Origin of the sequence: Agrobacterium sp. NPDC090273, from assembly GCF_044772305.1 — a bacterium.
GTDB lineage: Bacteria > Pseudomonadota > Alphaproteobacteria > Rhizobiales > Rhizobiaceae > Agrobacterium.
The window spans coordinates 318,387-344,078 of sequence record NZ_JBIVYN010000004.1 but is presented as its reverse complement, the minus strand read 5'-3'; the positions used below and the strand labels follow the sequence as shown (position 1 = coordinate 344,078).

24 protein-coding genes are annotated in these 25,692 nt (G+C 57.7%); 13 read left to right on the top strand and 11 right to left on the bottom strand.

Translation table 11 applies throughout. The features are described 5' to 3' along the window. Window positions 1-65: 65 nt before the first annotated feature. From ACIQT8_RS13695 to ACIQT8_RS13675, 5 genes are all read left to right on the top strand, one after another. Window positions 66-1,064, top strand: a complete 999-nt coding sequence (locus tag ACIQT8_RS13695; RefSeq protein ID WP_400966068.1) for an MBL fold metallo-hydrolase — start codon at window positions 66-68, stop codon at window positions 1,062-1,064. A 179-nt stretch (window positions 1,065-1,243) separates the two neighbouring features. Beyond that, window positions 1,244-2,749, top strand: a complete 1,506-nt coding sequence (guaB, locus tag ACIQT8_RS13690) for an IMP dehydrogenase (protein ID WP_138794621.1) — start codon at window positions 1,244-1,246, stop codon at window positions 2,747-2,749. A gap of 114 nt (window positions 2,750-2,863) precedes the next feature. Continuing rightward, a complete protein-coding gene (locus ACIQT8_RS13685; RefSeq protein WP_400966377.1) occupies window positions 2,864-3,265 on the top strand; it encodes an MAPEG family protein in 402 nt (133 codons plus the stop codon). Between the two features lie 132 nt (window positions 3,266-3,397). Then, window positions 3,398-4,426 carry an alcohol dehydrogenase AdhP gene (gene adhP, locus ACIQT8_RS13680; protein WP_400966065.1) on the top strand — a complete coding sequence of 343 codons (1,029 nt, stop codon included), beginning with the start codon at window positions 3,398-3,400 and terminating at the stop codon, window positions 4,424-4,426. A gap of 123 nt (window positions 4,427-4,549) precedes the next feature. Further along, a complete protein-coding gene (locus ACIQT8_RS13675; protein ID WP_400966062.1) occupies window positions 4,550-5,425 on the top strand; it encodes a dienelactone hydrolase family protein in 876 nt (291 codons plus the stop codon). A 63-nt stretch (window positions 5,426-5,488) separates the two neighbouring features. Here ACIQT8_RS13675 and ACIQT8_RS13670 read toward each other — a convergent pair whose 3' ends face one another. Continuing rightward, on the bottom strand, window positions 5,489-6,439 hold the full coding sequence (locus ACIQT8_RS13670) for a LysR substrate-binding domain-containing protein (protein ID WP_138794625.1): 951 nt from the start codon (window positions 6,437-6,439) through the stop codon (window positions 5,489-5,491). 202 nt (window positions 6,440-6,641) lie between these two features. Here ACIQT8_RS13670 and ACIQT8_RS13665 point away from each other — a divergent pair, with 202 nt between their 5' ends. Further along, entirely contained in the window at window positions 6,642-6,944 is a 303-nt protein-coding gene (locus tag ACIQT8_RS13665; RefSeq protein WP_400966058.1) for a DUF1127 domain-containing protein, read from the top strand. 209 nt (window positions 6,945-7,153) lie between these two features. Here the strand turns inward: ACIQT8_RS13665 and ACIQT8_RS13660 are convergent, their stop codons facing one another. The 7 genes from ACIQT8_RS13660 to ACIQT8_RS13630 all read right to left on the bottom strand — a co-directional run bounded on the left by ACIQT8_RS13660 (window position 7,154) and on the right by ACIQT8_RS13630 (window position 14,684). Continuing rightward, complete coding sequence (locus ACIQT8_RS13660) at window positions 7,154-8,527, bottom strand: glutamate--cysteine ligase (protein WP_400966055.1); 1,374 nt, start codon at window positions 8,525-8,527, stop codon at window positions 7,154-7,156. 129 nt (window positions 8,528-8,656) lie between these two features. Next, a complete protein-coding gene (locus ACIQT8_RS13655) occupies window positions 8,657-9,394 on the bottom strand; it encodes a 16S rRNA (uracil(1498)-N(3))-methyltransferase (RefSeq protein WP_400966052.1) in 738 nt (245 codons plus the stop codon). An 18-nt stretch (window positions 9,395-9,412) separates the two neighbouring features. Further along, window positions 9,413-10,918, bottom strand: a complete 1,506-nt coding sequence (locus ACIQT8_RS13650) for an inorganic phosphate transporter (protein ID WP_400966049.1) — start codon at window positions 10,916-10,918, stop codon at window positions 9,413-9,415. A 150-nt stretch (window positions 10,919-11,068) separates the two neighbouring features. Further along, window positions 11,069-11,509 (bottom strand): NUDIX hydrolase, encoded by a 441-nt coding sequence (locus ACIQT8_RS13645; protein ID WP_138794630.1) that lies wholly within the window; start codon window positions 11,507-11,509, stop codon window positions 11,069-11,071. 208 nt (window positions 11,510-11,717) lie between these two features. Next, entirely contained in the window at window positions 11,718-12,464 is a 747-nt protein-coding gene (locus ACIQT8_RS13640) for an HAD-IIB family hydrolase (protein ID WP_400966046.1), read from the bottom strand. Further along, entirely contained in the window at window positions 12,461-13,807 is a 1,347-nt protein-coding gene (locus tag ACIQT8_RS13635; protein ID WP_400966044.1) for a glycosyltransferase family 4 protein, read from the bottom strand. Before ACIQT8_RS13635 ends, ACIQT8_RS13640 begins: the two co-directional genes overlap by 4 nt. A gap of 103 nt (window positions 13,808-13,910) precedes the next feature. After that, window positions 13,911-14,684: a FadR/GntR family transcriptional regulator gene (locus tag ACIQT8_RS13630; protein ID WP_400966041.1), complete on the bottom strand. Its 774-nt coding sequence runs from the start codon at window positions 14,682-14,684 to the stop codon at window positions 13,911-13,913. A gap of 267 nt (window positions 14,685-14,951) precedes the next feature. Between ACIQT8_RS13630 and ACIQT8_RS13625 the strand changes: the two genes are divergently transcribed. After that, window positions 14,952-16,226 (top strand): DUF3422 family protein, encoded by a 1,275-nt coding sequence (locus ACIQT8_RS13625; RefSeq protein WP_400966038.1) that lies wholly within the window; start codon window positions 14,952-14,954, stop codon window positions 16,224-16,226. A 46-nt stretch (window positions 16,227-16,272) separates the two neighbouring features. On the opposite strand, the gene ACIQT8_RS13620 is transcribed toward ACIQT8_RS13625, so the two are convergent. Further along, window positions 16,273-17,172, bottom strand: a complete 900-nt coding sequence (locus tag ACIQT8_RS13620) for a LysR family transcriptional regulator (RefSeq protein ID WP_400966035.1) — start codon at window positions 17,170-17,172, stop codon at window positions 16,273-16,275. A gap of 112 nt (window positions 17,173-17,284) precedes the next feature. Between ACIQT8_RS13620 and ACIQT8_RS13615 the strand changes: the two genes are divergently transcribed. Genes ACIQT8_RS13615 through glcF form a run of 3 tightly spaced genes read left to right on the top strand, consistent with a single transcriptional unit; the run spans window position 17,285 to window position 21,237 of the window. Then, a complete protein-coding gene (locus ACIQT8_RS13615; RefSeq protein ID WP_400966033.1) occupies window positions 17,285-18,724 on the top strand; it encodes an FAD-linked oxidase C-terminal domain-containing protein in 1,440 nt (479 codons plus the stop codon). Further along, window positions 18,721-19,932: a glycolate oxidase subunit GlcE gene (gene glcE / locus ACIQT8_RS13610; protein ID WP_400966030.1), complete on the top strand. Its 1,212-nt coding sequence runs from the start codon at window positions 18,721-18,723 to the stop codon at window positions 19,930-19,932. The genes ACIQT8_RS13615 and glcE overlap by 4 nt, the downstream gene beginning before the upstream one ends. 3 nt (window positions 19,933-19,935) lie before the next feature. Next, a complete protein-coding gene (gene glcF, locus ACIQT8_RS13605; RefSeq protein WP_400966027.1) occupies window positions 19,936-21,237 on the top strand; it encodes a glycolate oxidase subunit GlcF in 1,302 nt (433 codons plus the stop codon). Window positions 21,238-21,466: 229 nt separating this feature from the next. Here the strand turns inward: glcF and ACIQT8_RS13600 are convergent, their stop codons facing one another. After that, window positions 21,467-22,240: a L,D-transpeptidase gene (locus ACIQT8_RS13600; RefSeq protein WP_400966025.1), complete on the bottom strand. Its 774-nt coding sequence runs from the start codon at window positions 22,238-22,240 to the stop codon at window positions 21,467-21,469. A gap of 231 nt (window positions 22,241-22,471) precedes the next feature. On the opposite strand from ACIQT8_RS13600, the gene ACIQT8_RS13595 reads away from it, so the two are divergent. Continuing rightward, window positions 22,472-23,101, top strand: coding sequence for a DNA-3-methyladenine glycosylase I (locus ACIQT8_RS13595; RefSeq protein WP_400966022.1), 630 nt, complete (start codon window positions 22,472-22,474; stop codon window positions 23,099-23,101). Next, window positions 23,098-23,541: a hypothetical protein gene (locus tag ACIQT8_RS13590; RefSeq protein WP_400966019.1), complete on the top strand. Its 444-nt coding sequence runs from the start codon at window positions 23,098-23,100 to the stop codon at window positions 23,539-23,541. The genes ACIQT8_RS13595 and ACIQT8_RS13590 overlap by 4 nt, the downstream gene beginning before the upstream one ends. A gap of 75 nt (window positions 23,542-23,616) precedes the next feature. Here ACIQT8_RS13590 and ACIQT8_RS13585 read toward each other — a convergent pair whose 3' ends face one another. After that, a complete protein-coding gene (locus ACIQT8_RS13585) occupies window positions 23,617-24,660 on the bottom strand; it encodes a YeiH family protein (protein WP_400966017.1) in 1,044 nt (347 codons plus the stop codon). An 81-nt stretch (window positions 24,661-24,741) separates the two neighbouring features. On the opposite strand from ACIQT8_RS13585, the gene ACIQT8_RS13580 reads away from it, so the two are divergent. Then, entirely contained in the window at window positions 24,742-25,659 is a 918-nt protein-coding gene (locus ACIQT8_RS13580) for a LysR substrate-binding domain-containing protein (protein ID WP_400966014.1), read from the top strand. Window positions 25,660-25,692 lie beyond the last annotated feature (33 nt).

Sequence of the window (25,692 nt, the reverse complement as noted above, 5' to 3'; positions counted from 1 at the left end):
GTAATTTTCTTGGCTTATTGTTCGCGGGCACGAATTTGGGCCCTCAACGATATCGGAGAAAGATCATGACGCAGTTTTTGCATATGAGCAGGCGCGGCCTTATGGGAGCGGTCGGCGCCGGCGCTCTCGGTGCGCCTTTCTTGATGACGCGGGCAGTCGCTCAGACGGCACAGCCGCAAACCTCCATGGAGATCGATCACGCCATGCCTCCGGAAACGAATCGCTTCAAGCTCGGCCAGTTCGAAATTTTGGTCGTGAAGGACGGCGCACGCGCCGCCCCCAACCCGGGAGAAACCTTCGGCACCAATCAATCTGCCGAAACGGTCGGCGCATTGCTGGAACAGAATTTTCTGCCGAAGGATCAGTTCGTCAACTCGTTCTCTCCCGTTCTGGTGAATACAGGATCTGAACTCGTCCTGTTCGATACCGGCTTTGGTGAAGCTGGACGCGGTTCTGGTAACGGCCGTCTGATCGAAGGCATGGCTGCGGCCGGTTACACGCCGGAAGATGTGACGGTGGTTGTGCTCACCCACATGCATGGCGATCACATCGGAGGCCTGATGGAAAAAGGTGCTCCGGCGTTTCCAAAGGCACGCTATGTCTTCGGGCAGGCGGAATATGATTTCTGGACAGATGAAAAGCGTGTTGGCACGCCTGCTGAGGGTGGCCACAAAGGCGTTCTGGCCAGCGTCAAGCCGCTGGCGGAGAAGGCAACCTTTATCGGTGACGCCGCAACTGTGGTACCTGGCATTACCAGTGTAGCTGCTTTCGGCCATTCTCCCGGACATCTGATTTTCCAGGTCGAGTCGGATGGCAAGCAGCTGGTCCTGACGGCCGATACCGCGAACCATTTCGTGCTGTCGCTGCAGCGCCCGGAATGGGAAGTGAAATTCGACATGGACAAGGCGGCTGCTGCTGCGTCGCGCAAGAAGCTGTTCGACATGATCGCAACAGATCGTCTTCCCTTCCTCGGCTACCACATGCCGTTCCCGGCAGTTGGTTATGCGGAAAAGCAGGAGACCGGCTACCGGTTCGTGCCGAAATCCTACCAGTTCGACATCTGATCGTGCTGCAATGCAGCAACAGCGAAAGCCCGGAATCGCTTTCCGGGTTTTTTCTATTCCCTTCCTGTCATGAACGTGTTACCAGCCCTCGCCAACTTCCACGCAATCCTTGCAGGACCGCCGGGGTGAACTAATCGTTCCGGACCGGCCATGCATTTTCAGTCTGAAGGAATTTGGCCATGGCACGCATCATTCAAACACCCACTGGTTTGGACGCTCTCACATTTGACGATGTGTTGCTGCAACCCGGACATTCGGAGGTCATGCCTGGCCAGACGAATATTTCCACCCGTATTGCCCGCGATATTGACCTGAACCTCCCGATCCTTTCGTCCGCTATGGATACCGTGACCGAAGGTCGTCTTGCCATTGCGATGGCACAGGCCGGCGGTATTGGTGTTATCCACCGCAACCTGACGCCGATCGAGCAGGCCGAGGAAGTTCGTCAGGTCAAGAAGTTTGAAAGCGGCATGGTCGTCAACCCGGTGACAATCGGACCGGATGCAACGCTGGCGGAAGCCCAGGCGCTGATGAAGGCCCACGGCATCTCCGGTATTCCGGTGGTCGAAAACGGTGGCGCCGGCGGTCACAAGAACGGCCGTCTCGTTGGTATCCTCACCAACCGCGATGTGCGTTTTGCGTCTGACCCGCAGCAGAAGATCTACGAACTGATGACCCGCGAAAATCTGGTCACGGTCAAGGAAAGCAGCGTTGACCAGCAGGAAGCACGGCGTCTGCTGCACAAGCATCGCATTGAAAAGCTGCTTGTTGTCGATGCGAAGGGCAACTGCGTTGGCCTCATCACCGTCAAGGACATCGAGAAGTCGCAGCTTAACCCGAATGCCACGAAAGATGCGCAGGGCCGTCTGCGTGCCGCTGCCGCAATCAGCGTTGGCGCTGACGCCATCGAGCGTGCCGAGCGTCTGATCGACGCCGGCGTAGACCTTCTGGTCGTCGATACGGCACATGGTCATTCGCAGCGCGTTCTCGACGCCGTTGCCCATGTAAAGAAAATGTCGAACTCGGTTCGTATCATTGCCGGTAACGTCGCGACGGCTGACGGTACCAAGGCGCTGATTGATGCGGGTGCGGATGGCGTAAAGGTCGGTATCGGCCCGGGTTCTATCTGCACGACACGTATCGTTGCCGGTGTCGGCGTTCCGCAGCTTGCCGCGATCATGGCATCGGTTGAAGTTGCCAATGCTGCCGATATCCCTGTCATTGCCGATGGCGGCATCAAGTTCTCCGGCGACCTTGCCAAGGCAATCGCCGCAGGCGCATCCGCCGTGATGATCGGCTCGCTTCTCGCTGGCACGGATGAGAGCCCCGGTGAGGTCTTCCTCTATCAGGGTCGCTCCTTCAAGGCTTACCGCGGCATGGGTTCCGTTGGTGCCATGGCGCGTGGTTCGGCAGACCGTTACTTCCAGGCGGAAGTCCGCGATACGCTGAAGCTTGTTCCGGAAGGCATCGAAGGTCAGGTTCCGTATAAAGGTCCGGTCTCCGGCGTTCTGCACCAGCTTGCAGGCGGCCTGAAGGCTGCCATGGGTTATGTCGGTGGCGGTACGATCAAGGAATTCCAGGAACGCGCTACCTTCGTGCGCATTTCCAGCGCTGGACTGCGCGAAAGCCACGCGCACGACGTGACGATCACCCGCGAAAGCCCGAACTATCCCGGTTCGGTTTGATCTTTCGAAGCGAATCCGTAAAAAGGTTCTCTGAGTATTTGGCGCTCTCCGATCCGTGCCGGGTCGGAGAGCGTTTTCGTCATTGAAGGAGAAAGCATGTCACCGACGACCGCAATGTTCTGGCCGATGATTGCCCATGTCCTTCTCGTTTTCGCACTTTATGCCCTGCTTCTTGTTCGGCGCCAGAAATACACCTTCGTCGATCGCGACGCTGTCATGCGTTACAAGGACAGCGGCGAAGAAGCGCGCGAAAGCCGCCTGGTAAACCGGAACATCGCCAATCAGTTCGAACTTCCGGTGCTGTTTCACATCGCCTGCCTGCTGCTTTACATCACCGACGCGGACAATATCGTCACGGTCGTGCTGGCGTGGATTTTTGTGCTCACGCGTTATGGCCATTCCTTCGTTCATGTGACCAGCAACAGCCTGCGCTACCGGGCCCCGCTTTTTGGATTGGGTTTTGCTGTTCTGGTCGCTCTCTGGGGCTGGCTCGCTATCTGGCTGGCGCTGGAATAAAACAGCGCGCCTTGTTGCCTCATAAGTGAGACAGTCGGTCCGCTAAAATGCCCCGATTTGCTCTAGGTCAATTCCATGACGTGCTTTCCTCGTTAATCTCTCCATCGTGAGTTGAGATTTAGGGAGTATGTCATGGCAAAAACAATGAAGGCGGCTGTTGTCCGCGCATTTGGAAAACCGCTGACGATCGAGGAAGTGCCGATTCCTGATCCCGGTCCGGGCGAAATTCTCATCAACTACAAGGCAACGGGTATTTGCCACACCGACCTTCATGCCGCGACAGGTGATTGGCCGGTCAAGCCGAACCCGCCTTTCATCCCCGGTCATGAGGGTGTTGGTTACGTTGCCAAGATCGGCGCTGGCGTCACCGGCATCAAGGAAGGTGATCGGGCCGGAACACCATGGCTTTATACGGCCTGCGGTTGCTGTATTCCTTGCCGAACGGGATGGGAGACACTTTGCCCGAGCCAGAAAAATGCCGGTTACTCGGTGAATGGCAGCTTCGCCGAATATGGTCTCGCCGATCCGAAGTTCGTCGGACGCCTGCCGGATAATCTCGAATTTGGTCCCGCCGCTCCCGTTCTTTGTGCAGGCGTCACCGTCTACAAGGGCCTGAAGGAAACCGAGGTGAGACCCGGCGAATGGGTTGTGATCTCCGGCATTGGTGGCCTCGGCCATATGGCCGTGCAATATGCCAAGGCCATGGGCATGAATGTTGTCGCAGCCGACATTTTCGACGACAAGCTGGAACTTGCGAAAAAGCTGGGCGCCGATGTCATCGTCAATGGGCGTGCGGCGGATGCGGTCGAGCAGGTACAGAAGGCCGTCGGTGGCGTACATGGCGCCTTGGTCACGGCGGTCTCTCCCAAGGCCATGGAGCAGGCTTATGGCTTCCTTCGTTCCAAGGGTACGATGGCACTGGTCGGCTTGCCGCCGGGCTTCATTTCCATTCCGGTTTTCGACACGGTGCTGAAACGCATTACCGTGCGTGGTTCCATCGTCGGTACGCGGCAGGATCTGGAGGAAGCACTGACCTTCGCGGGTGAGGGCAAAGTCGCAGCCCACTTCTCCTGGGACAAGCTCGATAACATCAACGATATCTTCCACCGAATGGAAGAAGGCAAGATCGAAGGCCGCATCGTGGTTGACCTCGCCGCCTGATGCACTGCGACCAAGGGTGGTGGGACTTCACGCAAACGTGTGCCGCCACCACTATTTGACATCATCGCGGGCAATGTGATCTGCGTTATCCTCCCTCATCATGAGTTGAGGGAGGATACGGTGATGGATAAGCCGAAAATCACGCAGGCAATGATCGATGCTTACGATGAATATACGCATCTCAGCCTTGATCGCCGCAAGTTCATGGAAAAGCTGAGTTTGCTTGCCGGTTCGGGAGCGGCTGCCGCAACGATTGCGCCGCTTCTTGCGGCCAATAGTGCAAAGGCTGCCGTTGTCGCGGCTGATGACGAGCGTATTGTTGCGGAAGACGTGGCCTATCCGGGTGCGTCCGGTGAGATGAAGGGTTATCTCGTCACGCCGAAATCAGCATCCGGTCCATTGGGATCGGTGATTGTCATCCATGAAAACCGGGGTCTGAACGATCACATCCGCGATGTTGCACGTCGAGCTGCTCTGGATGGCTTTCGGGCACTCGCCGTTGACTTCCTGTCGCCTCAGGGCGGAACGCCCGCCGATGAGGAAAAGGCGCGCCAGATGTTCAGTGGTCTCGACATGGATGCGACTGTGGCCAATGCCGAAGCAAGCCGTGTATGGCTCGCGGCGCGGCAAGGTGCAAACGGCAAGGTTGGCGCGGTCGGTTTCTGCTGGGGTGGCGGGCTCGTCAATCGCTTTGCCACCAAATCGGAAGGGCTGAATGCCGGCGTTGCCTATTACGGTCAGCAGGCAACGGCAGCCGATGTTCCGGCGATCAAGGCGCCGTTGCTGCTGCACTACGCTGGCCTGGATGAACGGATCAACGCCGGAATAGACGCTTACAAAAAGGCGCTGGAGGAAAACGGCAAGACGTTCGAGATATTCATTTATGACGGCGTCAATCACGCCTTCAACAATGATACCTCTTCAGCCCGTTACGACAAGGCGGCCGCAGATCTTGCCTGGAGCCGGACGACCGAATTCTTCAAAAAATATCTCGCCTGAGCCGAGACGCCGTCAACAAAAAAGCCGGGGCGTGTGCTCCGGCTTTTTTATTCGTGAGAGGTTCTACCAGCCAGGCAACATATGCCCCGCTCTCAGACGGGGTAGCTTCGGGTAGGTCTTGACGTCGCTGTCCATTTCGTCGGCCACGCTTGCCGGTGAAATATTGTCGAGGCAGGCGGTGATGTGGTCGGTAATGGCATTGACGAGCGACGGCGACAGACCGGGGCGCTTCATCAGGCCAATCTGCACTGGAGGCAAAGGTGGGAAACCATCTGCGGAGGTCAGTACCTTCATGCCGGTGCGTAGAGCCGATTCCGGCAGGACGGAAACCGCCATGCCTGCAAGAACGGCGGCTGCAACGACCGTGGACGACCAGCTTGTAAAGAGGATTTGATAGTCGCGGCCATCGGCGTCGAGCGCGGAGCAGGCGAGCTGCCTCCAATGACAATCGCGGCGACCAACAGCAAGTGGCACCGGTGCGTCGTCCTTGAGCGGATGGTTAGCGGAGGCGACCCAACAGAGAGGCTCCGTGCGCACGACATCGGACGAGCGGGCGCGGGGGTTATGAGTGACCAGTGCGATATCCAGTTCGCCGCGCGCCATTTTCTCGCCGAGACTGACGGAAGGCTCACAGACGATGTAAAGTTCGACATTCGGATGGGTTTTTGCAAAACGCCCGATGATTTCGGGCATATAACGATCGGCATAGTCGTCCGGTGTGCCGATCCGAAGCGTACCTTCCAGTCGATTGTCATCGAAGGCTGCAATCGCCTCGTTGTTCAGACGAATGATGCGACGGGCATAATTCATAAGCTTCTCGCCTTCCGCCGTCAGGCGGTTACCACGCCCGTCCTTGGCGAAAAGCTGTTTGCCGATCCGCTCCTCAAGTCGTCGCATCTGCATGGAAACGGCCGATTGCGTCTTGAAAACGCGATCCGCTGCTTTCGTGAAACTTCCGGTATCGACGATGGCGATGAAAGTGTGAAGCTGATCTATGTCGAGGGGTGCGGACATGGATATTGATCCATAAGAGCTATTGATACCTTACATTAGAAACATTCGTTGGACTGATCAATAGTCTTGCGACATTTTGACGCCAGCAAATCAACTCAACCCCGAGGCAAGCATTCAGCTTCGCCTCTCAGCAAAGGCAGCTTTCCGCGCGTGGTGCGCCGGAGGCGGTGCCGCATCGTGCCGTTACGAAAGGATAAGTGTTATGCGCACGGCAGAACGGAGAATGGAACTGGAACTCGCAACCACAAGGCAGAGCGAAACGTGGGTTCGCGTCGCCGTGCGTGCGGCCTCGTCTGTGAAAACGTTTCTGCGGCGTATTGGCAATCGTATCGCGGCCAATGAATTGACGGAACTCGATGATCGCCTGCTGGCCGATGTCGGGATTGCCCGCGCGGATGTAATGAGGGCACTCGATAGCGGCCTGCTCGAGGACCCGACCGAACATCTAACCCGCGCGGCGAGATTACGCGCTGTATCGAGGTTCGAGATCCGTCGTCCAGATTAAGGCGTCAGATCGAAGAGCGTACGCGCCTTCGCTTGACCGATGTTCACACTGATCTGGGTTGCGGCAAACGACGTTGTGCTCCCGCCCAGTATGATTTTCCCCGCAGGGTGATTTGCCAATAGCCCTGCCTTTGCCCGGTGTACGGCCAGCCCGGCCGCACCGGGCTTTTTTGTTTTCAGTCGGCGCGACCTAACACCGCGCCGCCCTCATCAATACTGGTATTCGTCGAAAATCGGCAGGACTGACCCGTTCCAGCGGCCGTTGTAGAGCGACAGCAGATCTTCAGCGAGCGTGGTTTTCTTGGCAAGAACCTCGTCGAGCGATGACAGGAAAACGCTTTCGTCCTGTCCGTCACCGTTCAGACGATTGCGATTTTTCAGGCCGCGGCGAGAAATATCGACGACCTCGCGGGCAACGCCTAATAGCGATTTTCCAGCGATCCCGGCATTCAGACCTTCGACCGGTACGGCATTGCGCAGTGCGAGAACATCGTCGTAAGACCAGTCCGCTGTCAGAGCGTCTGCTGCCGAAAGAGCTTCGCGATCATAAAGAAGGCCAACCCAGAAAGCGGGCAGGGCGCAAATGCGGCGCCATGGCCCGCCATCGGCACCACGCATCTCCAGGAAGCGCTTCAAGCGCACGTCCGGGAAGAGCGTCGATAGATGGTTGGTCCAGTCACCCATGGTTGGCTGCCATTCGGCAACCTCGCCCTTCAATGCGCCGTTCATGAACTGGCGGAAGGTTACATGTGTGCAATCGTGATATTTGCCGTCGCGCACGATGAAGTACATCGGCACATCCAGTGCCCACTCCACGTAATCCTTGAAACCGAAGTCCGGCTTGAAGGTGAAGGGTAAAACGCCGGAACGCTGATTGTCCGTGTCGCGCCAGATATCGCCGCGCCAGGAGAGCAGACCATTCGGTTTGCCTTCCGTAAACGGTGAGGACGCAAACAGTGCGGTTGCCAAAGATTGCAGCTTCATCGAAACCCGCATCTTCTGGCGCATGTCCTCTTCCGAGGAGAAGTCGAGGTTCACCTGAATCGTGCAGGTGCGGTACATCATGTCGAGACCCTTGGTCCCGACTTTCGGCATATAGCGCGTCATGATCGCGTAGCGCGATTTCGGCATGCGTGGTGTGTCTTCAAAGCTCCACAGAGGGCTGCCGCCAACGCCAAGGAAACGGATACCCATGGGTTCGGCGACCTCGCGCAAGGTCGCCAGATGCTGGTTCGATTCCTTGCAGGTCTGATGCAGGTTCTCAAGCGGTGCGCCTGAAAGTTCGAACTGACCACCGGGCTCGATGGAGATCGCGCCCATGCCATGCTGTTCGCCAAGGCCGATGATGTTTTCACCGTCCATGATCGGTTCCCAGCCGAGTTTCTCCTGCATGCCCTTCAAGAGGGCCGAAATGCTGGCGTCGCCGAAATAGGGAACTGGCGTATTGTCCTTGCGGAAGAACGCGAACTTTTCATGTTCGGTGCCAATGCGGAAGTCCGCTTCAGGTCTGCAGCCACCGGCCAGATAGTCAGTAAGCTCCGTGACGGAGGAGAGGGGTGTCTGGTCGGTCGTATCGCGTGCCATGGCTTACCTTGTTATGCGGTCTCTGTTGCGGCGAGGCATATGATTGGCAGATAGGGCCGGATACTACGCCGAGGCAAATGAATTTCTTTTAAAGATGGATGAAGCGCAAAATTTGCGCCCCGAAGTCGGTTACGTCCAGTCGCCGATTGCCGCCTGGATAACGGCCAGAGCGGCGACTGCGGCCGTGTCGGCTCTGAGGATTCGGGGCCCAAGCGGAATGGGCGTAATGAAACTGCTGGCGCGCAAAAGCTCTCGTTCCTCTTCCGAAAAACCGCCTTCCGGGCCAACCAGTAGGGCAAGCTTCGTCTCGGTGATGCCGCGAAGAATGGGAAGAGGATTTTGACCGGCGTCGCCCTCATCGCAATAGATAATCCGCCGATCCTGAGGCCATGTATCGAGCAAATCCTTGAGCTTCACGGGCTCAGCCACTTCGGCGATGGACAGGATGCCGCATTGCTCGGCCGCCTCGATGGCATTGGCACGTAGTTTTTCGGTGTTGTGGATTTTGCCCTGAACATGCTGGGTCATGACGGGCTGTAGCTGTCCCGCGCCCATTTCCACCGCTTTCTGCACGAGGTAGTCCATCCGTCCTACTTTCAGCGGTGCGAACAGATAGTGCAGATCGGAAGGAGAGGGTTGCGGCCTTGTCTGCTCAGATGAGGTCAGAATGATTTTCTTGCGGCTGGGGAAAGAAACGGTGGCTTTCCATTCGCCATCGCGCCCGTTGAACAGCAGGATCTCGGAACCATCGCTCATTCGCAGCACATTGGCGAGGTAGTTGAACTGTTCAGCATTCGCCTCGCACACCGCTTCAGCGTGTAACGGGACGTCGATAAACAGGCGTTGCATCCGGAAATTTGCGCGCATGAGGGGTCTTCGGTTCTCTCAAATAAACAGGGTATACATAATCCAATACAGCAGGGCTGCAAGCAATGCGCTGGACGGAACCGTAATCAGCCAGGCCGCAATGATCGTCATGAAGTGCGAGCGCCTGACCAGATAACGGCGACGCACCTCTGACGGATTATCCTGAAATTTGTTGAATTTTCCGCCTGTGGCGATCGCGGAGTGAATGACTTCCTGTCGTCGCCTTGACGTGCGCGTGTACCATTCGCGGAAAAATCCCACGCCGAAAACAGCACCAATTGCCGTGTGCGTGGTGCTGACCGGGAGGCCGAAACGGGACGCCACAAGCACAGTCAGTGCCGTTGCCACAGAAACGCAGAATGCCCGCATGGGATTAAGCTTGGTAATCTGCTCGCCAACGAGGCGGATGAGGCGCGGACCGTAGAGAAGGATACCGCACGAAAGCCCGAATGCGCCGATCAGCATCACCCACAACGGCGCTCGCGCCGAGGTGCTGACGGCCTCGTCATGCACAGCGCGTACGATTGCCACCACCGGGCCGATGGAGTTGGAAATGTCGTTGGCACCATGTGCGAAGGACATCAACCCAGCGGCCAGAATGAGTGGCCACTGGAAAAGCGTCCTCAACGACTGGTTACGATTTTCCAGCCCTTCCGACTGCTTGCGAATGACGGGAACGCATATGCGCCAGGCAACGACGCCGGAGATTAGTCCCAGCCCACTCGCAGAGCCAAGCGATATATGGAAAATCTGCCGCAGACCGACCCATATCAGGTAGGCCGTAAAAACGCCTGTCATCATGCCGATCAGAACGGGAACCCAACGCCGTGCAGCGTCAATCTTTTCCTCGCGATAGATGATGAATTCCTTGATGAATGCGAGGATGGCGATGGCAATGGCGGCTGAGATGAACGGCGCAAACATCCATGCAAAGGCGATGCGGCTTAATGAAAGCCAATCGACTGCACTGACGCCATAAGCCGCCACGCCGGCTCCGGCGACACCGCCGACGACCGTGTGCGTGGTGGAGATCGGCGCCTTTGTCCAAGTCGAGACGTTGACGAGAAGGCCCGCTGCGAGAAGGGCCGACAGCATTGCCCAGGAGAAAGCCGTCCGATCTGGAATGGTGTCGATGTTGATGATGCCACTGGAAATTGTCTCCACGACATTGCCGCCAGTGATCAGCGCGCCGGCAATTTCGCAAATGGCGGCGATAACGAGGGCAACTCCAAGGGGCATTGCCTTAGCGCCAACGGCAGGACCGACATTGTTCGTCACGTCGTTCGCGCCGATGTTGATCGCCATATAGGCGCCAACCATGACGCCGGCGATGATGATAAAGGCGTTGGGATCACCGGTGACGAAGGTGCTGGCGAAAAACGCCGCCAGGACAACAAACATGAAGCCCGCACCAACGCCGGCCATTTGCCGGGTCACGTGCAGGGTCGCCTCTTCGACGCGAGTGATCTTGTCGAGATCCTTGTCGAGAGTCGGTTTCATGTTCGATGGCGGTTTTGTTGCCATTCAGACCTCGGTTGCCAGAATTCCTTTTCGTCCGGCAGTTTTGCGGGCTGAAGGTAAGATACAGGAGGATTGTTCCATCTCTTAGGGCCTCGGGAAAAGAAAGGCCAGAGAGACAGCTTTGTTAAGGTTGGCAGTTTTCAGGTGATGAGGCTATTTCGATTGCGTCATCTGTTGGCCGAAAGTCTGCATCAACGCTTTCAGTTCCGGCTCGTTTACTCGCAACGCAGCTTCCTCAGGCGTGACCCACTCCAGGGTGCGACTGCCTTTCTCACGGAAATCGTCTGCAAGTTCGGCCACTTCGAGCAGATGCACCTGAACGCGGCACTGCACGTTCACGCCGCTATTGAGCTTTTTCCGGTACTCGTAGAAACCAAATGGCGACTTTTTGGCCTTGCCGCGAACGCCAGCTTCTTCGAAGGCTTCCTGTTCGGCGACAGCGTGCGCTTTTTTTCCACCCATGGGCCAACCCTTGGGAATGACCCAACGTCCGGTATCACGGCTTGTCAGCAGGAGAACGTCCGGTGTGGCGCGCTTGTCAGAGAAACGATAGCAAAGCGCAGCATATTGCTGCCGCGGTGGTCTGCGGAGCATCAAGCTGACTTCTGTTGCCAATCGATCCAATATGTTCAACCCTCGAGAACCTCTCTCTATTAATGTTCGTAAATACTAATATAAAGTGTTTGCGGCCAGGTCCAATGGTGTCCCTGATCGCATTACACGCTTGATTCGATATTGTCTTATTGCTTTTAGGCACCGTCAATATAGGCGGGCTTTATACATGCGCTGAAATTAGCGCTGCCTAGCGATTGTGCAAACCCCAGTGCTGCAGTCCGTCGATCACACCATCAGCCTCTGCTTTTCCGGAGAGAAAGACACTGTCCATCGTCGGTGCGAGTGCACGCAGTTCCGGAAGGGCATTGTCGACCACAATGCCTCGCACACCGCTCAATTCGAACATGGCGCGGTCATTGCCAGTATCGCCGGCGACAGCCGTTTCGTTCAGGTCGATGCCGAGCTGATGGCAGAGCCAGCTTATGGCGGCACCCTTGTCTGCTGCTCTTGGCAGGATATCGAGGTCGCGACTGCTGGAATAGACGATCCGGGCGTCAACGCCTGCTCGTGCCAGTGCGGTTTCGACGTCACGCAGTGCCTGTTCATCTGCACCGTGTAAAAACCAGCTCGATTTCAGGCCGTGCTGGTACCGGTCGGGCTGTATGGTCACGCCGGATATCCGGGTCATGACGCTTTCTATCGCGTTCGCATCGAAGCCGCTGCCAAGCGAGTTGGTATAAGCCGTCTCCAGATCCGCTTGGTCGCGGGTGTGTAACATCGTGCCTACCCCGCCAAGGATGTAGTCGGGGCGGGGCAACGGCACGTCTTCAATCAAGGCCAGTTGATCATCGATCAACCTGCCGCTGTTGAAAACCAGGAGCGGTCGCGTTTCGTCCGGCAGCGAATACCAGAAATCGCGGAAACGCCGTGTCGCGTCATTGTTGCCAACGACGGTGCCGTCGAGATCGGTGGAAAAAAGGCGCAGCGGTCTCAATCGCCGTCGTTCCATGGTTCGGCCCAGTCGGATTCTTCCAGCACGGGCATCATTGTCCTGCCTTCGACCAGTGCCAGCAACTGCTGGGCAATGCCAGTCCAGGTGAACAGACTGCGAGCCTTGTGCGCGCCCATACGGGAAAGCCTGCCGTAAAGCCGCTCATGCTTGAATGGCTTCATCATGGTGATGCCGAGATCTTCCTTGTCGAAAGGATCGGCAAACAGTGCGTGACGACCATAGCTGATGGCGCGGAAAAGGCCGCCATGGATGGTCACGACAGTTGGTGTGCCGCTGGCCATGGCTTCGATCGCCGTCATGCCGAACGGTTCGTAGCGGCTCGAGAGCACGAACAAATCCGCTGCGCGGTACATGTCCGGCAGGTCTTCGTCCGATACGTAGCCGGAGAAGGCAACCCTGTCTTCAAGCCCAAGCGATTTCACGCGCTCCTTGAGCTGATTGAGGATCGTCGTTTCCTGTTCGTCCATGTTCTCGCCGCCGACGGCGAGATGAAGACGGGCCTCGGGCTCGCGTTGCGCCAGAACCGAAAAGCCGTCGATCAGCAGATCGTAACCTTTGTTGGTGGCGAGGCGTCCAAGTGCCAGAACGGTTTTACCTTCAAAGCCGAAACGCTGACGAATCATCTGGCGCGAAGCGTCCGACACCGGGAAGAAGCGGTTGTCGTCGTAGCCTGGCGGAATCATATGGATATGCTTGTGCTTGAGGCCGTAATCCTCGATCAGAACATCCAATTGAACCGGCGTCGTCGCAATCACCATGTCGCAGCTACGATAGATGATGAGTTCGTGCTGGATGCGTTCCTTGAAATTGAACTCCAGTTCGAACGTGTCGGCCTTTTCAGGATAGTCCGTCTCCATCTGGCGTTTTTTCCAGATGCCGATCGAATGCGGCGTATGCAGATGCGGGATTTTCAGAGCTTCAGACAGGCGCTGACCGGCAACGCCGGCGTCCCAGTAATGGCTGTTGATGAACGAGTAGGTCAGATCATTTTTTTTGATGAAGCGCAGTGCGTTCTCACACCATTCCATCAGATGTCGGTGCAGATATTCTTTCGGGATGAAATCGCGCCCCCCGCAGGGAATGCGTACAACGCGAACACGATCATCCACCTCGTCAAATTCCGGCTGTTCCTCGAAGCGGCGGGTGAAAAGGTCGACCTTGTAGCCGAGTTGTCCAAGCTTGCGCGCGAGTTCGAGGACATAAACAACCTGTCCTCCGGTGTCGGCAGCTCCCAGAGGCGGGTGCGCGGCGACATAGCCATGCGTCGATATGAGAGCTATCCGCGGATAGCGTTCAGTTTCGCTCGTGGTCGTCATGGGTCCCATCTTGGTAAATTTTTTCAATCAACCAGATAAAAATGCCCTTTGACCGGAAAAGTTCCAAATAAAAATGAATAAAAAATTTGCTGAGGGCGCCTTTGCGCGTTTTTTAAGCGTTGCGGTGGAGCTGCCTCAAACGTGAGATCCGGTCCCATTCTTTCGCCTGATGCGCCTTGGCCGTTGTTTCGACAATGAAATCGATGTGTGCTTCTGCTGCGGCGCGGGCCGCCGCCGCGTCGCTTCTGGAGATTGCCTCCTGAATGGCGATGTGCTGCTGCAACACGGTATCATGCGCACCGGGGAGCGAGAAAATGAGATGGCGGTTATAGAAGATGTCGTCGCTCAGCAGACGGTAACAGGAGCGGAGCGTGTGCATCAAAACGATGTTATGGGCAGCCTCGCCAATGGCGTTGTGAAACTCCACATCACTTGCCAGTTCATCTTCAAACCTGCCTGTCATATGTGCTTCCCGCATGGTTTCGATGATTGCGGCAAGATTGCTCTTGTCCGGCTCGGTTGCGCGCTGCGCAGCGAGTTCGGCAGCCATGCCTTCGATGTAACGACGATATTCAAGGAAATCACGCGTTGCGCGACTATGACGGGTAATCAATGCGCTCAAGGGATCGGAAAACACCTCGCCGACGATATCGGCAACAAAGGTGCCGCCGCCGTGCCTGCTGACAAGCAGGCCGCGCGTTTCGAGTTCCTTCAGCGCTTCTCGTAAAATCGGCCGCGAAACGTCAAGTCGTTCGGCAAGGTCTCGCTCGCCGGGCAATCGATCGCCGTCACGCAAAACGCCGTCGAGAATGAGTTCCTCGAAGCGCAGCACGACTTCCTCGGAGGTGCGTGTGTGCTGTACCTGCGCAAAAAGCGTCTCGTCCATCGCAGCATTCTCCAGCAGAAACCTGCCGGAAACTATCAGCGAAGCGTCGCACTGGTCAAATATTCTGTCCAGTTGGTGCGAGCTGCCTGCGTCAACTCGGCATCTGCCCTTTCAAACTGGCTTTTGTTAAAGCAGGCGTGACGTCAGTGCCGTGCGATTTCTTTCCGGAAGTGCCTCAAAACAAAGACAGGTTGTTTCCGTGACGATTTTACCGGCGTGTTGGATGATTTAAGCCGGACTTTGGATAAGGCAGGAGGCGGTATCGCAATGGCCAAGGGTAGATTTGCATTTGCGAGTGCGCCGGAACGGGCGCTTGCGCTCGGCGAAGTCCATGCCAGACCGACGGTGCTTCTGGCGCCGTCGCGCATCATCATCCAGCTTGCCTTCATGATGGATGGCGGAGCCTCGGTGCATCACGCGGTCATCGCTCAAATGTCGCGCAGTCGTGGTATCGCGCCACCGGAACGCGACGCTCGCCACCACGCAATGCCTTGGGGGCAGGGCACGTTGCGGTGGGAGCAGCACACGGAATTCTCAACCTGGTTCTGGGATGGTCCTGCACCTGAGACATTTGGTGGAGATGTCATCGGTGATCCATTCGGTGACGGTTTCTCGCCACCTGGGACCCTGATATCGGGTGTACGTCTGGAAGTCCGGCCTGATGTCGGGGCGACGACGGATGCGGAAGCGGTTTTTGATCCAACGAGCCTCTGTCACAGTGATGTGCGCGGCGGCGAGGCCACCATCCTCACCGATTTCCGCCAGGACCGCGATGGCCTGACGCAGATTCTGGTGATTGACCGCGGTTTGAGCAGCCATGGGCGCGGCGCTTTGGTGCAGAGGCTGCTAGACATCGAAACCTACCGTACGCTTGCCATGCTTGGCCTGCCGATGGCGCAAACTTTATCGCCGGAAATCCGTCGCATCGAAGATGGATTGACGGCCATTACCCAGCGCATGAAGAACGGCGCGCGGGACGAGGCAGACGCCTTGCTTGCAGAAATGACCCGGCTTGCCGCCGAACTGGAGGCGAACGCTGCGCTCAGCCTTTATCGTTTTGGCGCCAGCCGCGCTTACGATGGCATCGTGCGGGAGCGCATCCGGGCACTGGCGGAGACGCCGGTACAAGGGCATGAAACCATGGGCAGTTTTCTGGAGCGACGTATGGCGCCCGCCATGCGCACCTGTCAGTCTGTCGAAGAGCGGCAGGCGAACCTTTCGCGCAAACTCTACCGCGCCACGGCACTTGTCAGAAGCTGGATCGATGTTGAACTGGAACGCCAGAACACGGTGCTTCTCAACACAATGAACAAGCGCGCGGCCATGCAACTGCGTCTGCAGCAGACGGTGGAGGGGCTTTCGGTTGCCGCCATCTCCTACTACGTCGTGGGTCTGGTCGGATATCTCACCAAGGCGATCAGCCATGACGTGCTGGCCGTCGATCCAGCAGTTTTGACGGGTCTTTCCGTTCCCGTAGCGGTTTTGGGTGTCTGGTGGGTGGTGCGGCGCATTCGTCGCTCTCATGCCGAGGGCGCACACTGAAACCTGAGGCATCGGATCGAAACTGTCCGATGCTCCAGCAATTGTGTCAGCCGCGCTCCCAATAGGGTGTCGGACCATAAAGCTCAGCCAGAAAGTCGATGAACAATCGCACCTTGGCAGGCAGGAACTGACGGCTGGGATAAACCGCAGACAGCGTCACGTTCTTTGAACCTTCGTATCCGGGCAGCACCTGTACCAGCTTGCCGCTGCGCAATTCGTGGCCGATATCCCAGGTTGAACGGAGCGCAATGCCGAGGCCGGAAATCACGGTTTCGCGGATCACTTCGCTGGAATTGGTGGTCAGCATACCTTCAGGACGAATACTGAATGCTCCACCCGGCCCCTCCAGCCGCCAGACATCATTGTTGTGCGCAGGCAGGCAACGGTGGCGCTTCAAATCTTCGATCGTCTCAGGCATCCCATGAATTGCAACATAATCCGCGGAAGCGCAGAGAACGCGCCGGACCGGTGCAAGCCGCCTCGCCACAAGGCTCGAAGAGTTCAGATCGGCAATGCGGATCGCCAGATCGTAGCCGCCTTCAATGATGTCGATGAACTCGTCGCTCAGAACCAGATTGATCGATAGCTCAGGGTGTCGCTCCATGAAGGTCTTCAGATGCGGTGCGATGTGCATGCGACCAAAGGACGTCGAGGCGGAAATTTTCAGGGTGCCGTTGACGGTATTGGCACGGCCCGAGACGAAATCTTCAGCATCTTCCAGCCCTTCCAGAACCGCGCGCACGCGCTCGTAAAATCCCTGTCCTGCCTCAGTCAGAGATATCCGGCGCGTGGTTCGCTGGAAAAGTCGAGCGCCCAGCTTTTCCTCAAGCCGTTTGATGCGTTTGGAGATGACGGCCGGCGAGTAACCAAGCTCCTTGGCGGCATGCGACATGCTTCCGGACGCAGCGACGCTCGCAAAGACTTCCAGATCGCCGAGATTGGTCACAGTTGGGCTCCTATTCTTTCCAAAACGGAAAAAAATCCATAGCATTTGCCTGAGTTCAATCAAAGTGGTAAAGAAACAATACCACTTTTAGGATGGTGCAGCGGGAGGAACGATGACGCAGCCGATCCGGTTTCTGGAGCCGCGCCCTGCGGTGCTTTCACGGCGTGAGCAGGTTATTGCGGGCCTGGCCGACATTTTGCCTGCCGACTGTCTTGTGCACGAGGCGCGCGAACTCGTTCCCTTTGAAACGGACGCCTTTGTTTCCTATCGGCGTCTGCCACTCGCGGTAGCCCTTCCGAAAACCACCGAACAGGTATCCGCGGTTTTGAAATATTGCCACGAAAATGGCGTGCCGGTCGTACCGCGTGGTGCCGGCACCTCGCTGTCTGGCGGTGCGATCCCGCAGGAAGACGCTGTCGTGATTGGCCTTTCGAAGATGTCTTCGATCCTCGAACTGGATTTTTACAATCGCACCGCACGCGTGCAGGCGGGTGTCACCAATCTTTCCATTTCCGATGCTGCCGGTGCCGAAGGGTTTTTCTATGCTCCGGACCCTAGCTCGCAACTGGCCTGCACCATTGGTGGCAATATCGGCATGAATTCGGGTGGTGCGCATTGTCTGAAATACGGCGTCACCACCAACAATCTGCTGGGTGTGAAGCTGGTGCTGGTGGACGGCACGGTGCTGGAACTGGGCGGAAAACATCTGGATGCCGCCGGTTATGATCTTCTTGCCCTCGTCTGTGGTTCTGAGGGGCAATTGGGCATCGTCACGGAAGCGACAGTTCGGTTGATCGCCAAGCCGGAAGGCGCTCGCCCCGTTCTCTTCGGTTTTGAAACCTCTGAAGAGGCCGGCTCCTGCGTGGCCGATATTATTGGATCGGGCATCATTCCGGTCGCGATCGAGTTCATGGACAAGCCCGCCATCGAGATTTGCGAAGCTTTCGCCAAAGCAGGATACCCGCTCGATGTCGGTGCGTTGCTGATCGTCGAGGTGGAGGGTTCTGAGGCGGAAATGGATGCGATGCTCGCCGACATCGTTGCCATCGCCAGAAAACATGCGGTGAAAACCGTGCGAGAATGCCAGTCGGCCATGGAGGCGGCAGCAATCTGGAAGGGTCGGAAGTCGGCTTTCGGTGCGACCGGGCGTATTGCGGATTATATCTGCATGGATGGCACGGTGCCCCTGTCGCAACTGTCCTATGTGCTCAAAAAAACAAGCGAAATCACCGACCGGCTTGGCTTGCGCGTCGCCAATGTCTTCCATGCGGGCGATGGCAATATGCACCCCCTCATTCTCTTCAATGCCAATGATCCCGAGGATGCGGCAAGAGCGGAAGAGGCGGGCAACGAAATACTGAAACTTTGCGTCGATGCCGGCGGATGTCTCACCGGCGAACATGGTGTCGGGATCGAAAAACGCGATCTGATGCGCCACCAGTACAGCGATGCCGATCTTGCACAACAAATGGCAGTTCGCGCTGCCTTCGATGAGGCCTGGATCATGAACCCTTCCAAGGTATTTCCACTGGAAGGACGGAAGAGCGTATGACGGATATTTTCACACCGGTGACGGAGGACGAGGCGGCCGACATCGTCCGCGAGTGCGCCACCAGCAAAACGGCTTTGCAAGTTTCGGGCGGCAACACGCGTGCGGGTTTTGGAAACTCTGTCGCGGCGGACGCGACCCTCTCATCGCTCGGCCTTTCCGGCATCGTCAGCTATACGGCGGCGGAAATGGTCATCACCGTCAGGGCTGGAACAGCCGTGTCCGTTATCCAGGCGGCTCTTGCCGAAAACCGGCAGATGATGGCTTTCGAGCCGATGGATCACCGCGGCATCATGGGCACGACGGGAGAGCCGACCATTGGTGGCATTTTTGCCGCTAACGTCTCCGGTCCGCGTCGTTATGTGGCGGGCGCAGCGCGCGACAGTCTGCTTGGCACACGTTTCATCAACGGGGCGGGAGAGGTCATCAAGGCCGGTGGCCGGGTCATGAAGAACGTCACCGGACTTGATCTTTCGAGGCTTCTTGCCGGATCTTACGGCACGCTCGGTCTTTTGACGGAAGTGACCTTCCGCGTTTTGCCGAAGCCTCCCGTCGAAAGAACGGTTGTGATTTCAGGTCTGGACGACGAGGCTGCCACAACGGTCATGGCCGGCGCGATGGCGCTGAGTGTCGAAGTCTCTGGAGCGGCGCATCTTCCCGAAAGCGTTCGCTCCCGTTTCCTGGGCGGCGTCTTGCCGGAAGGACCGGCGACGATCCTTCGCCTTGAGGGACTTGGGCCGTCTGTTGAGGCACGGGCACAGAAGCTTCTTTCTGTCATGGACAGGGTAGGGCCGTGGGTTGTGCTGGAAGATGAGGAAAGCAATCTGCTGTGGCAGCAGGTCCGGGATGTGGCCCCCTATCATGGGCAGGCGACGAAACCGCTCTGGCGCGTTTCGGTCGCTCCAGGTGCAGGTCACAGGCTGGTTGCGGCGCTGCGGATGGAAGCCGGTATCGATGCCTTTTACGATTGGCAGGGCGGGCTTGTCTGGATGCAGATGGAGGCAGATCCGGAAGCCGATCTGTTGCGTGGCGCAATCAGGGCTTTTGGCGGCGGCCACGCCACTTTGCTGAGGGCTGACGATACCATGCGTTCGACCATCGACGCCTTCGAACCGCGTTCTGCCCCTGAGACGCTTCTTTCGGTACGCATCAAGGAAAAGCTCGATCCGGCGGGCATCTTCAATCCCGGCAAGATGACAAGGGCGGCTTGAACCATGCAGACATCATTTACGCCTGAGCAGCTTGCCGATCCGCATGTGGCCGAATCCGAAAAAATCCTGCGCAAATGTGTGCATTGCGGGTTCTGTACGGCGACCTGTCCGACCTATGTCACCCTTGGAAACGAGTTGGATAGTCCGCGTGGGCGCATTTATCTCATCAAGGACATGCTGGAAAACAGCCGGCCTGCGGACAAGGAGGTGGTGACCCATATCGATCGCTGTCTGTCCTGTCTGGCCTGTACCACAACCTGTCCTTCGGGCGTGGACTACATGCACCTTGTCGACCACGCCCGCGCCCACATTGAAAAGACCTACAAACGACCGCTGGCCGATCGGCTGCTCCGCAGCCTGCTGGCTTTTGTCCTGCCTTACCCCGCACGGTTCCGGGCTGCCCTGCGTCTTGCCAATATGACGCGACCCTTCGCGGCCTTGTTTGCAAAAACGCCTGCATTCAAACCGCTGGTATCGATGCTCGCGCTCGCACCGACGAAGGTGCCCCCGGTTTCGGCCTCCGTCAAACCGGGCACACGCGGCGCCGAAGGGACAAAGCGGGCGCGTGTCGCGATCCTCAGCGGTTGCGCACAGCCGGTGCTCGACCCCGTCATCAACGAGGCGACGATGCGCCTTTTGACGAGGTTCGGTGTGGAGGTCGTCGTTCCCAGGGGCGAAGGCTGTTGCGGTTCTCTGGTTCATCACATGGGGCGAGAAGAGCTGGCGCTCGCCGCCGCACGGCGTAATGTCGATGTGTGGACGCGAGAGATCGAGCAGGGTGGCCTCGACGCCATCATCATCACGGCTTCCGGCTGTGGCACGACGATCAAGGATTACGGCCACATGCTGCGGCTTGATCCTGTCTATGCGGAAAAGGCGGCCCGCGTTTCATCGCTGGCCAAGGATATTACAGAATATCTGGCGACGCTCGAATTGCCTCAGCGTGACAGAAACGGACTGACAGTCGCCTACCATTCCGCCTGTTCCATGCAGCATGGCCAGAAGATCACCATGGCGCCGAAGCTATTGCTGAAAGCCGCGGGTTTCACCGTTCGCGATCCGGCAGAAGGGCATCTCTGTTGCGGATCGGCCGGAACCTACAATATCATGCAGCCGGAAATCTCGGCCCAGTTGAAGGCGCGCAAGGTAAAGAATATCGAAGCAACGAAAGCCGATGTGATTGCCACCGGCAATATTGGCTGCATCACCCAAATCGCAACCGGAACCGACATGCCAATCCTGCACACGGCGCAATTGCTGGACTGGGCCTATGGCGGCCCCAGACCCGCAGAGCTTCCTGTCTAGACAGTGCAGACGGCTTTGCACGAAACGAAAAACGGGTGGCCAAAGACCACCCGTTTCAAGGCCGTTCCATCATCCCCCTGAGAGAGGTCTGGCGCCTGGCGTCCCCCGCCAAGTATTTTTCAGTGGTTTTTCCACCGTCCGTTGAACTGTAGCGTTCTGGTGCATCGTTTCAAGCGAACAGTGCGGTTTTGTACTGCCGCGCAGTTGCGGAATAATGTGACCGTTGCCGTCAGATCACAATCACCGTCGTCCCGACATTCACGCGCTCATAGAGATCGGTGACATCTTCGTTGCGCATGCGGATGCAGCCGGAGGAATTGTTGCTGCCAATCGTCCACGGCTGGTTGGTTCCGTGAATGCGATAAAGGGTGGAGCCGAGATACATGGCGCGCGCGCCCATCGGGTTTGCCGGGCCGCCCTCCATGAAGGCTGGCAGGTAATGTCCCTTGGCTGCTTCTCGCGTAATCATCTCTTTCGGTGGGGTCCAGCTTGGCCATTCGGCCTTGCGGGTCACCTTGTGCGTTCCTGCCCATTCAAATCCGGGTTTACCGACGCCGACGCCGTAACGGCGTGCCTTGCCGTCGGCCATCACGAGGTAAAGAAAGCGGTTCGGCGTATCGATGACGATTGTGCCGGGCTTTTCATTCGTTTCGTAATTCACGATCTGCGGCAGGAACTGCGGTGCAATCTGCGAGCGAACCGGTGCGTTGGGCCGCACGGCGGCTGCCTGCACCCGCGCGGGGCGCTGCGAAGTGACGCCGGAGTTCGGGCGCTGCGGCATCGCGGCCTGCTGCTGCCGGTAGATCGGCTGGCGGGCGGCCGGCGGGCGCGGATAAACAACCGGGCGGACATTGGCGCCACCGAGCTGCGTGACCCATGGGGCGGAAAGATCAGGGCTCACAACAACAGGCGGACGCTCCCGATAACGGTCGTTGGCCATGGCGGCAGGGGCTGCGAACGCAGAAAACAGGCTCAACGCCATAAAAACGGATTTCATCGTCATCGGGTGGACTCTTTTTACATGACATCGCAAGAAGGGACACGGGAACCATAGGCCCGCATTTGCAGGATAGGTTCGCACCTTGGGACCAGCGAATGGTAAACACCCATTCATGAAAAGACGCAGTTTTAGCGAAAGCTGTCGTTAGGGTTAGCGCACGGTTTTGAAACATGGTGAATCAGTGGTAAGTGCCGAGCTGACCAGTCTTTGACCGTAATGGAAGGTAATCGCCGCATGAGCGAAACGGGACTTCAAACGGGTATGGACGGCAAGATCCGCTGCTCCTGGCAGCAGGGCCTTGAAGACTACAGCCGCTATCACGACGAGGAGTGGGGTTATCCGGTCACGGACGATCGGCGCCTTTTCGAGAAGATATGTCTGGAGGGCTTTCAGTCCGGTTTGTCCTGGCTGACGGTCTTGCGCAAGCGGGAGGCGTTCCGCTCTGCTTTTGCAGGCTTCGACTTCGACAAGGTGGCTGAGTTCGGTGATGCGGACATAGAGCGCTGTCTCGCCGACAAAGGCATCATTCGTCATCGCGGCAAGATCGTATCGACAATCAACAACGCCCGTCGTGCCGTGGAGTTGAAGCAGGAATTCGGAACGCTGGCGCGCTATTTCTGGGGTTTCGAACCGGCCGCCGCAGAAAGGCCGCAAAAGCTGGACTATGCCACTCTTCGGGCCAACCCGATTACGGCAGCATCGACTCGTCTTTCGAAGGACCTGAAGAAACGCGGCTGGACCTTTGTCGGCCCGACGACGGTTTATGCGTTCATGCAAGCGATGGGCATGGTCAACGATCATATTGAAGGCTGTCATTGCCGGCAGCCGATCGAGGCGTTGCGGCGGGAGTTTATGCGTCCATGAAGATATCGGCTGCTCTTCTGGCTTTTATTATGGCTGTTTCGGCGCTGCCGGTTCAATCCTTTGCAGAAAGCCGCAACGTCGACGGTATCTGGCTGGACGATGGTGAGCGATTGAAGGACGTCGCAATGCCACAGACCGGCCCGTTGAGGCTGGACGGGTGGACAAGGCGTGGGCGCGGGGAGGTATACCGCATCAAGGTCAAAGCCGGACAAACGGTCAAGATCGAGCTTGCCTCATCCAGCGAGTTCGTGCTGATGGCGGTCTTCGATTTTTCGACACCGGACGAGGATGCAATCTTCTTCAGCGATGCGGAAGGCAAAACGGCGGTTCTGACCCCGAAAACCGACACCGACTGGCTGATCCGCCCGACTCTCATTCTCGGTTCGTCGCGCCGTGGCCTTGGCGCTCATTACACATTGACGGTCAGCACGCAAAAATAAGGCCTGGGCCTTAAGCGCCCAAACAAAAACGGAGCAGCGAGGCCGCTCCGCCTGTCTTCTGTCGGTCCCCGGTTCTCAGACAGTTTGCGTCAGTGCAATCAAGCCAAGGCTGAGTACGCCAAGCAGAACGAGCGACAGGCTGGCTGCGGCAATGACCCGGCCGCCTGCATGGCGAAGGCTGCGGATGTCGACGGAGAGGCCAAGGGCAGCCATCGACATGATGGTCAACACGTTGGACAATGTCGCGACCGGGCCGAGCAGAGCCTGTGGAATAAGGCCGAATGACCGAGCCATGATCATCAGCACGAAGCAGATGATGAACCACGGAACCATCTGCTGCAGCTTGAGACGTCCTGTACCCGACTGCCCATGGATGAGCGACAGCGTTGCGATAACCGGACCCAGCATCAGGACACGGATGAGTTTGACGATCGTGCCCGTCTGCACAGCGACGGTCCCGAGCGGTGCCGTGGCAGCAAGCACCTGAGGAACCGCGTAGACAGTCAGGCCCGCAAAGATGCCGTACTGGGTGGCATCAAGGCCGAGAAGGCTTGGCAGAAATGGCATCAGCAACACGGCGGCAACGCCGAGAACTGCGGTGAAGGCGATGGAGGCTGCAACATCTTCAGGTTTTGCGCCGATGGCGGGTGCCGCCGCCGCAATGGCCGAGTTGCCACAGATCGAGTTGCCGCAGGCAATCAAGGTCGCCAGCTTCGGTGGCAATCCCAGCATGCGCCCGGCGAAATAGCTGACAACAAGCGAGAGAGCGACAATCAATGCGATGCCACCGATCAAAAGGCCGCCCGCGCCTTTCAGGATGGAGAGGCTGAGCGATGCCCCAAGAAGCGCCACCGCAATCTCGAGCAGCGTTTTGGCACTGAACTTGATGCCGGCAGATGCGACGGCGGGCAGGGTTATCAAGGAGCGCAATGCCGTGCCGAACAGGATCGCCAGAACCAGATCGCCAAGCCAGGCATGACCGACCAGACGCGCCTGAAATGTCTCGGCCAGAATTGCAGCACAGCTTACGGCGGCGCACAGGAGAATGCCTGGCAGGAGCGGCGTCAAGCGGCGGAGAGAAATGTGAAAAGGCTGTGTGGCGGCGCGATGATGTTGCATGAGGCGACAATGCCGGATGGTGCTGTTTTATTCTATCAAATAATATGGCATAAATCGTTCGATTAAATCGAATGAAGAGCCATGACCTTTGAGCAGTTGAGAATATTTGTCGCGGTTGCCGAGCGCGAGCACCTCACGAGAGCGGCAGAAGCCATCGGGCTCACCGCCTCCGCCGTCAGCTCTGCGATCAAGAATCTTGAGGCATTTTACAATGTGGAACTGTTTCACCGGGTCGGGCGTAACATCGAATTGACCGAAAGCGGTCGGGTCTTTCTGGGCGAAGCGAAGGCGACGCTGGCCCGCGTTCGCAATGCCGAACTTATTCTGTCCGAGATGAGCGGTTTGACGCGTGGCGAAATCACCATCTGCGCCAGCCAGACAATTGCCAGCTATTGGCTGCCACCCATCCTGATGCAATTCAAGAAGCTCTATCCCGGTGTGACGTTGAAGCTCGATATCGGCAACACGAAAACGGTGACACAGGCGGTCCTAGAAGGTCTGGCAGAGGTTGGGTTTATCGAAGGCGTGATCGATGAGCCCGCGTTGCATATCCAGCCCGTCGTTGCAGACAAGCTTTTGGTCGTCACCGGCTCCGCCCATCCCTTTGCCGATGGTCGCCACCTGACGGCGCTTGATATGCTTTACGGTACGGCCTGGGTGCTGCGCGAACAGGGGTCGGGAACCCGTTCAGCATTTGAGTCCGCCGTGCGGCAGATGGGGGTCGATCCGGAGGATCTGACTGTCATGCTGGAACTGCCGTCCAACGAAGCGGTCGTGACAGCCGCACGTGCCGGTGGCGCTGCGACGGCCGTTTCCGCATCCGTCGCCTCGTTGTTCCTGCGACAGGGCATGCTTGTGCGCGCGGGTATCGATCTGCCGGCTCGCAACTTCGCGCTTTTACGTCACAAGGAACGGCATACCAGTCGTGCCGCCATGGAACTTGAGCGACTGAGCCGTGCTGCTTCGGAGGATTACAAGACGGGTCTTGCCGGTCTTTGAGGCAAATGAGGGAGCGCCGTCACCGGCGCTCCC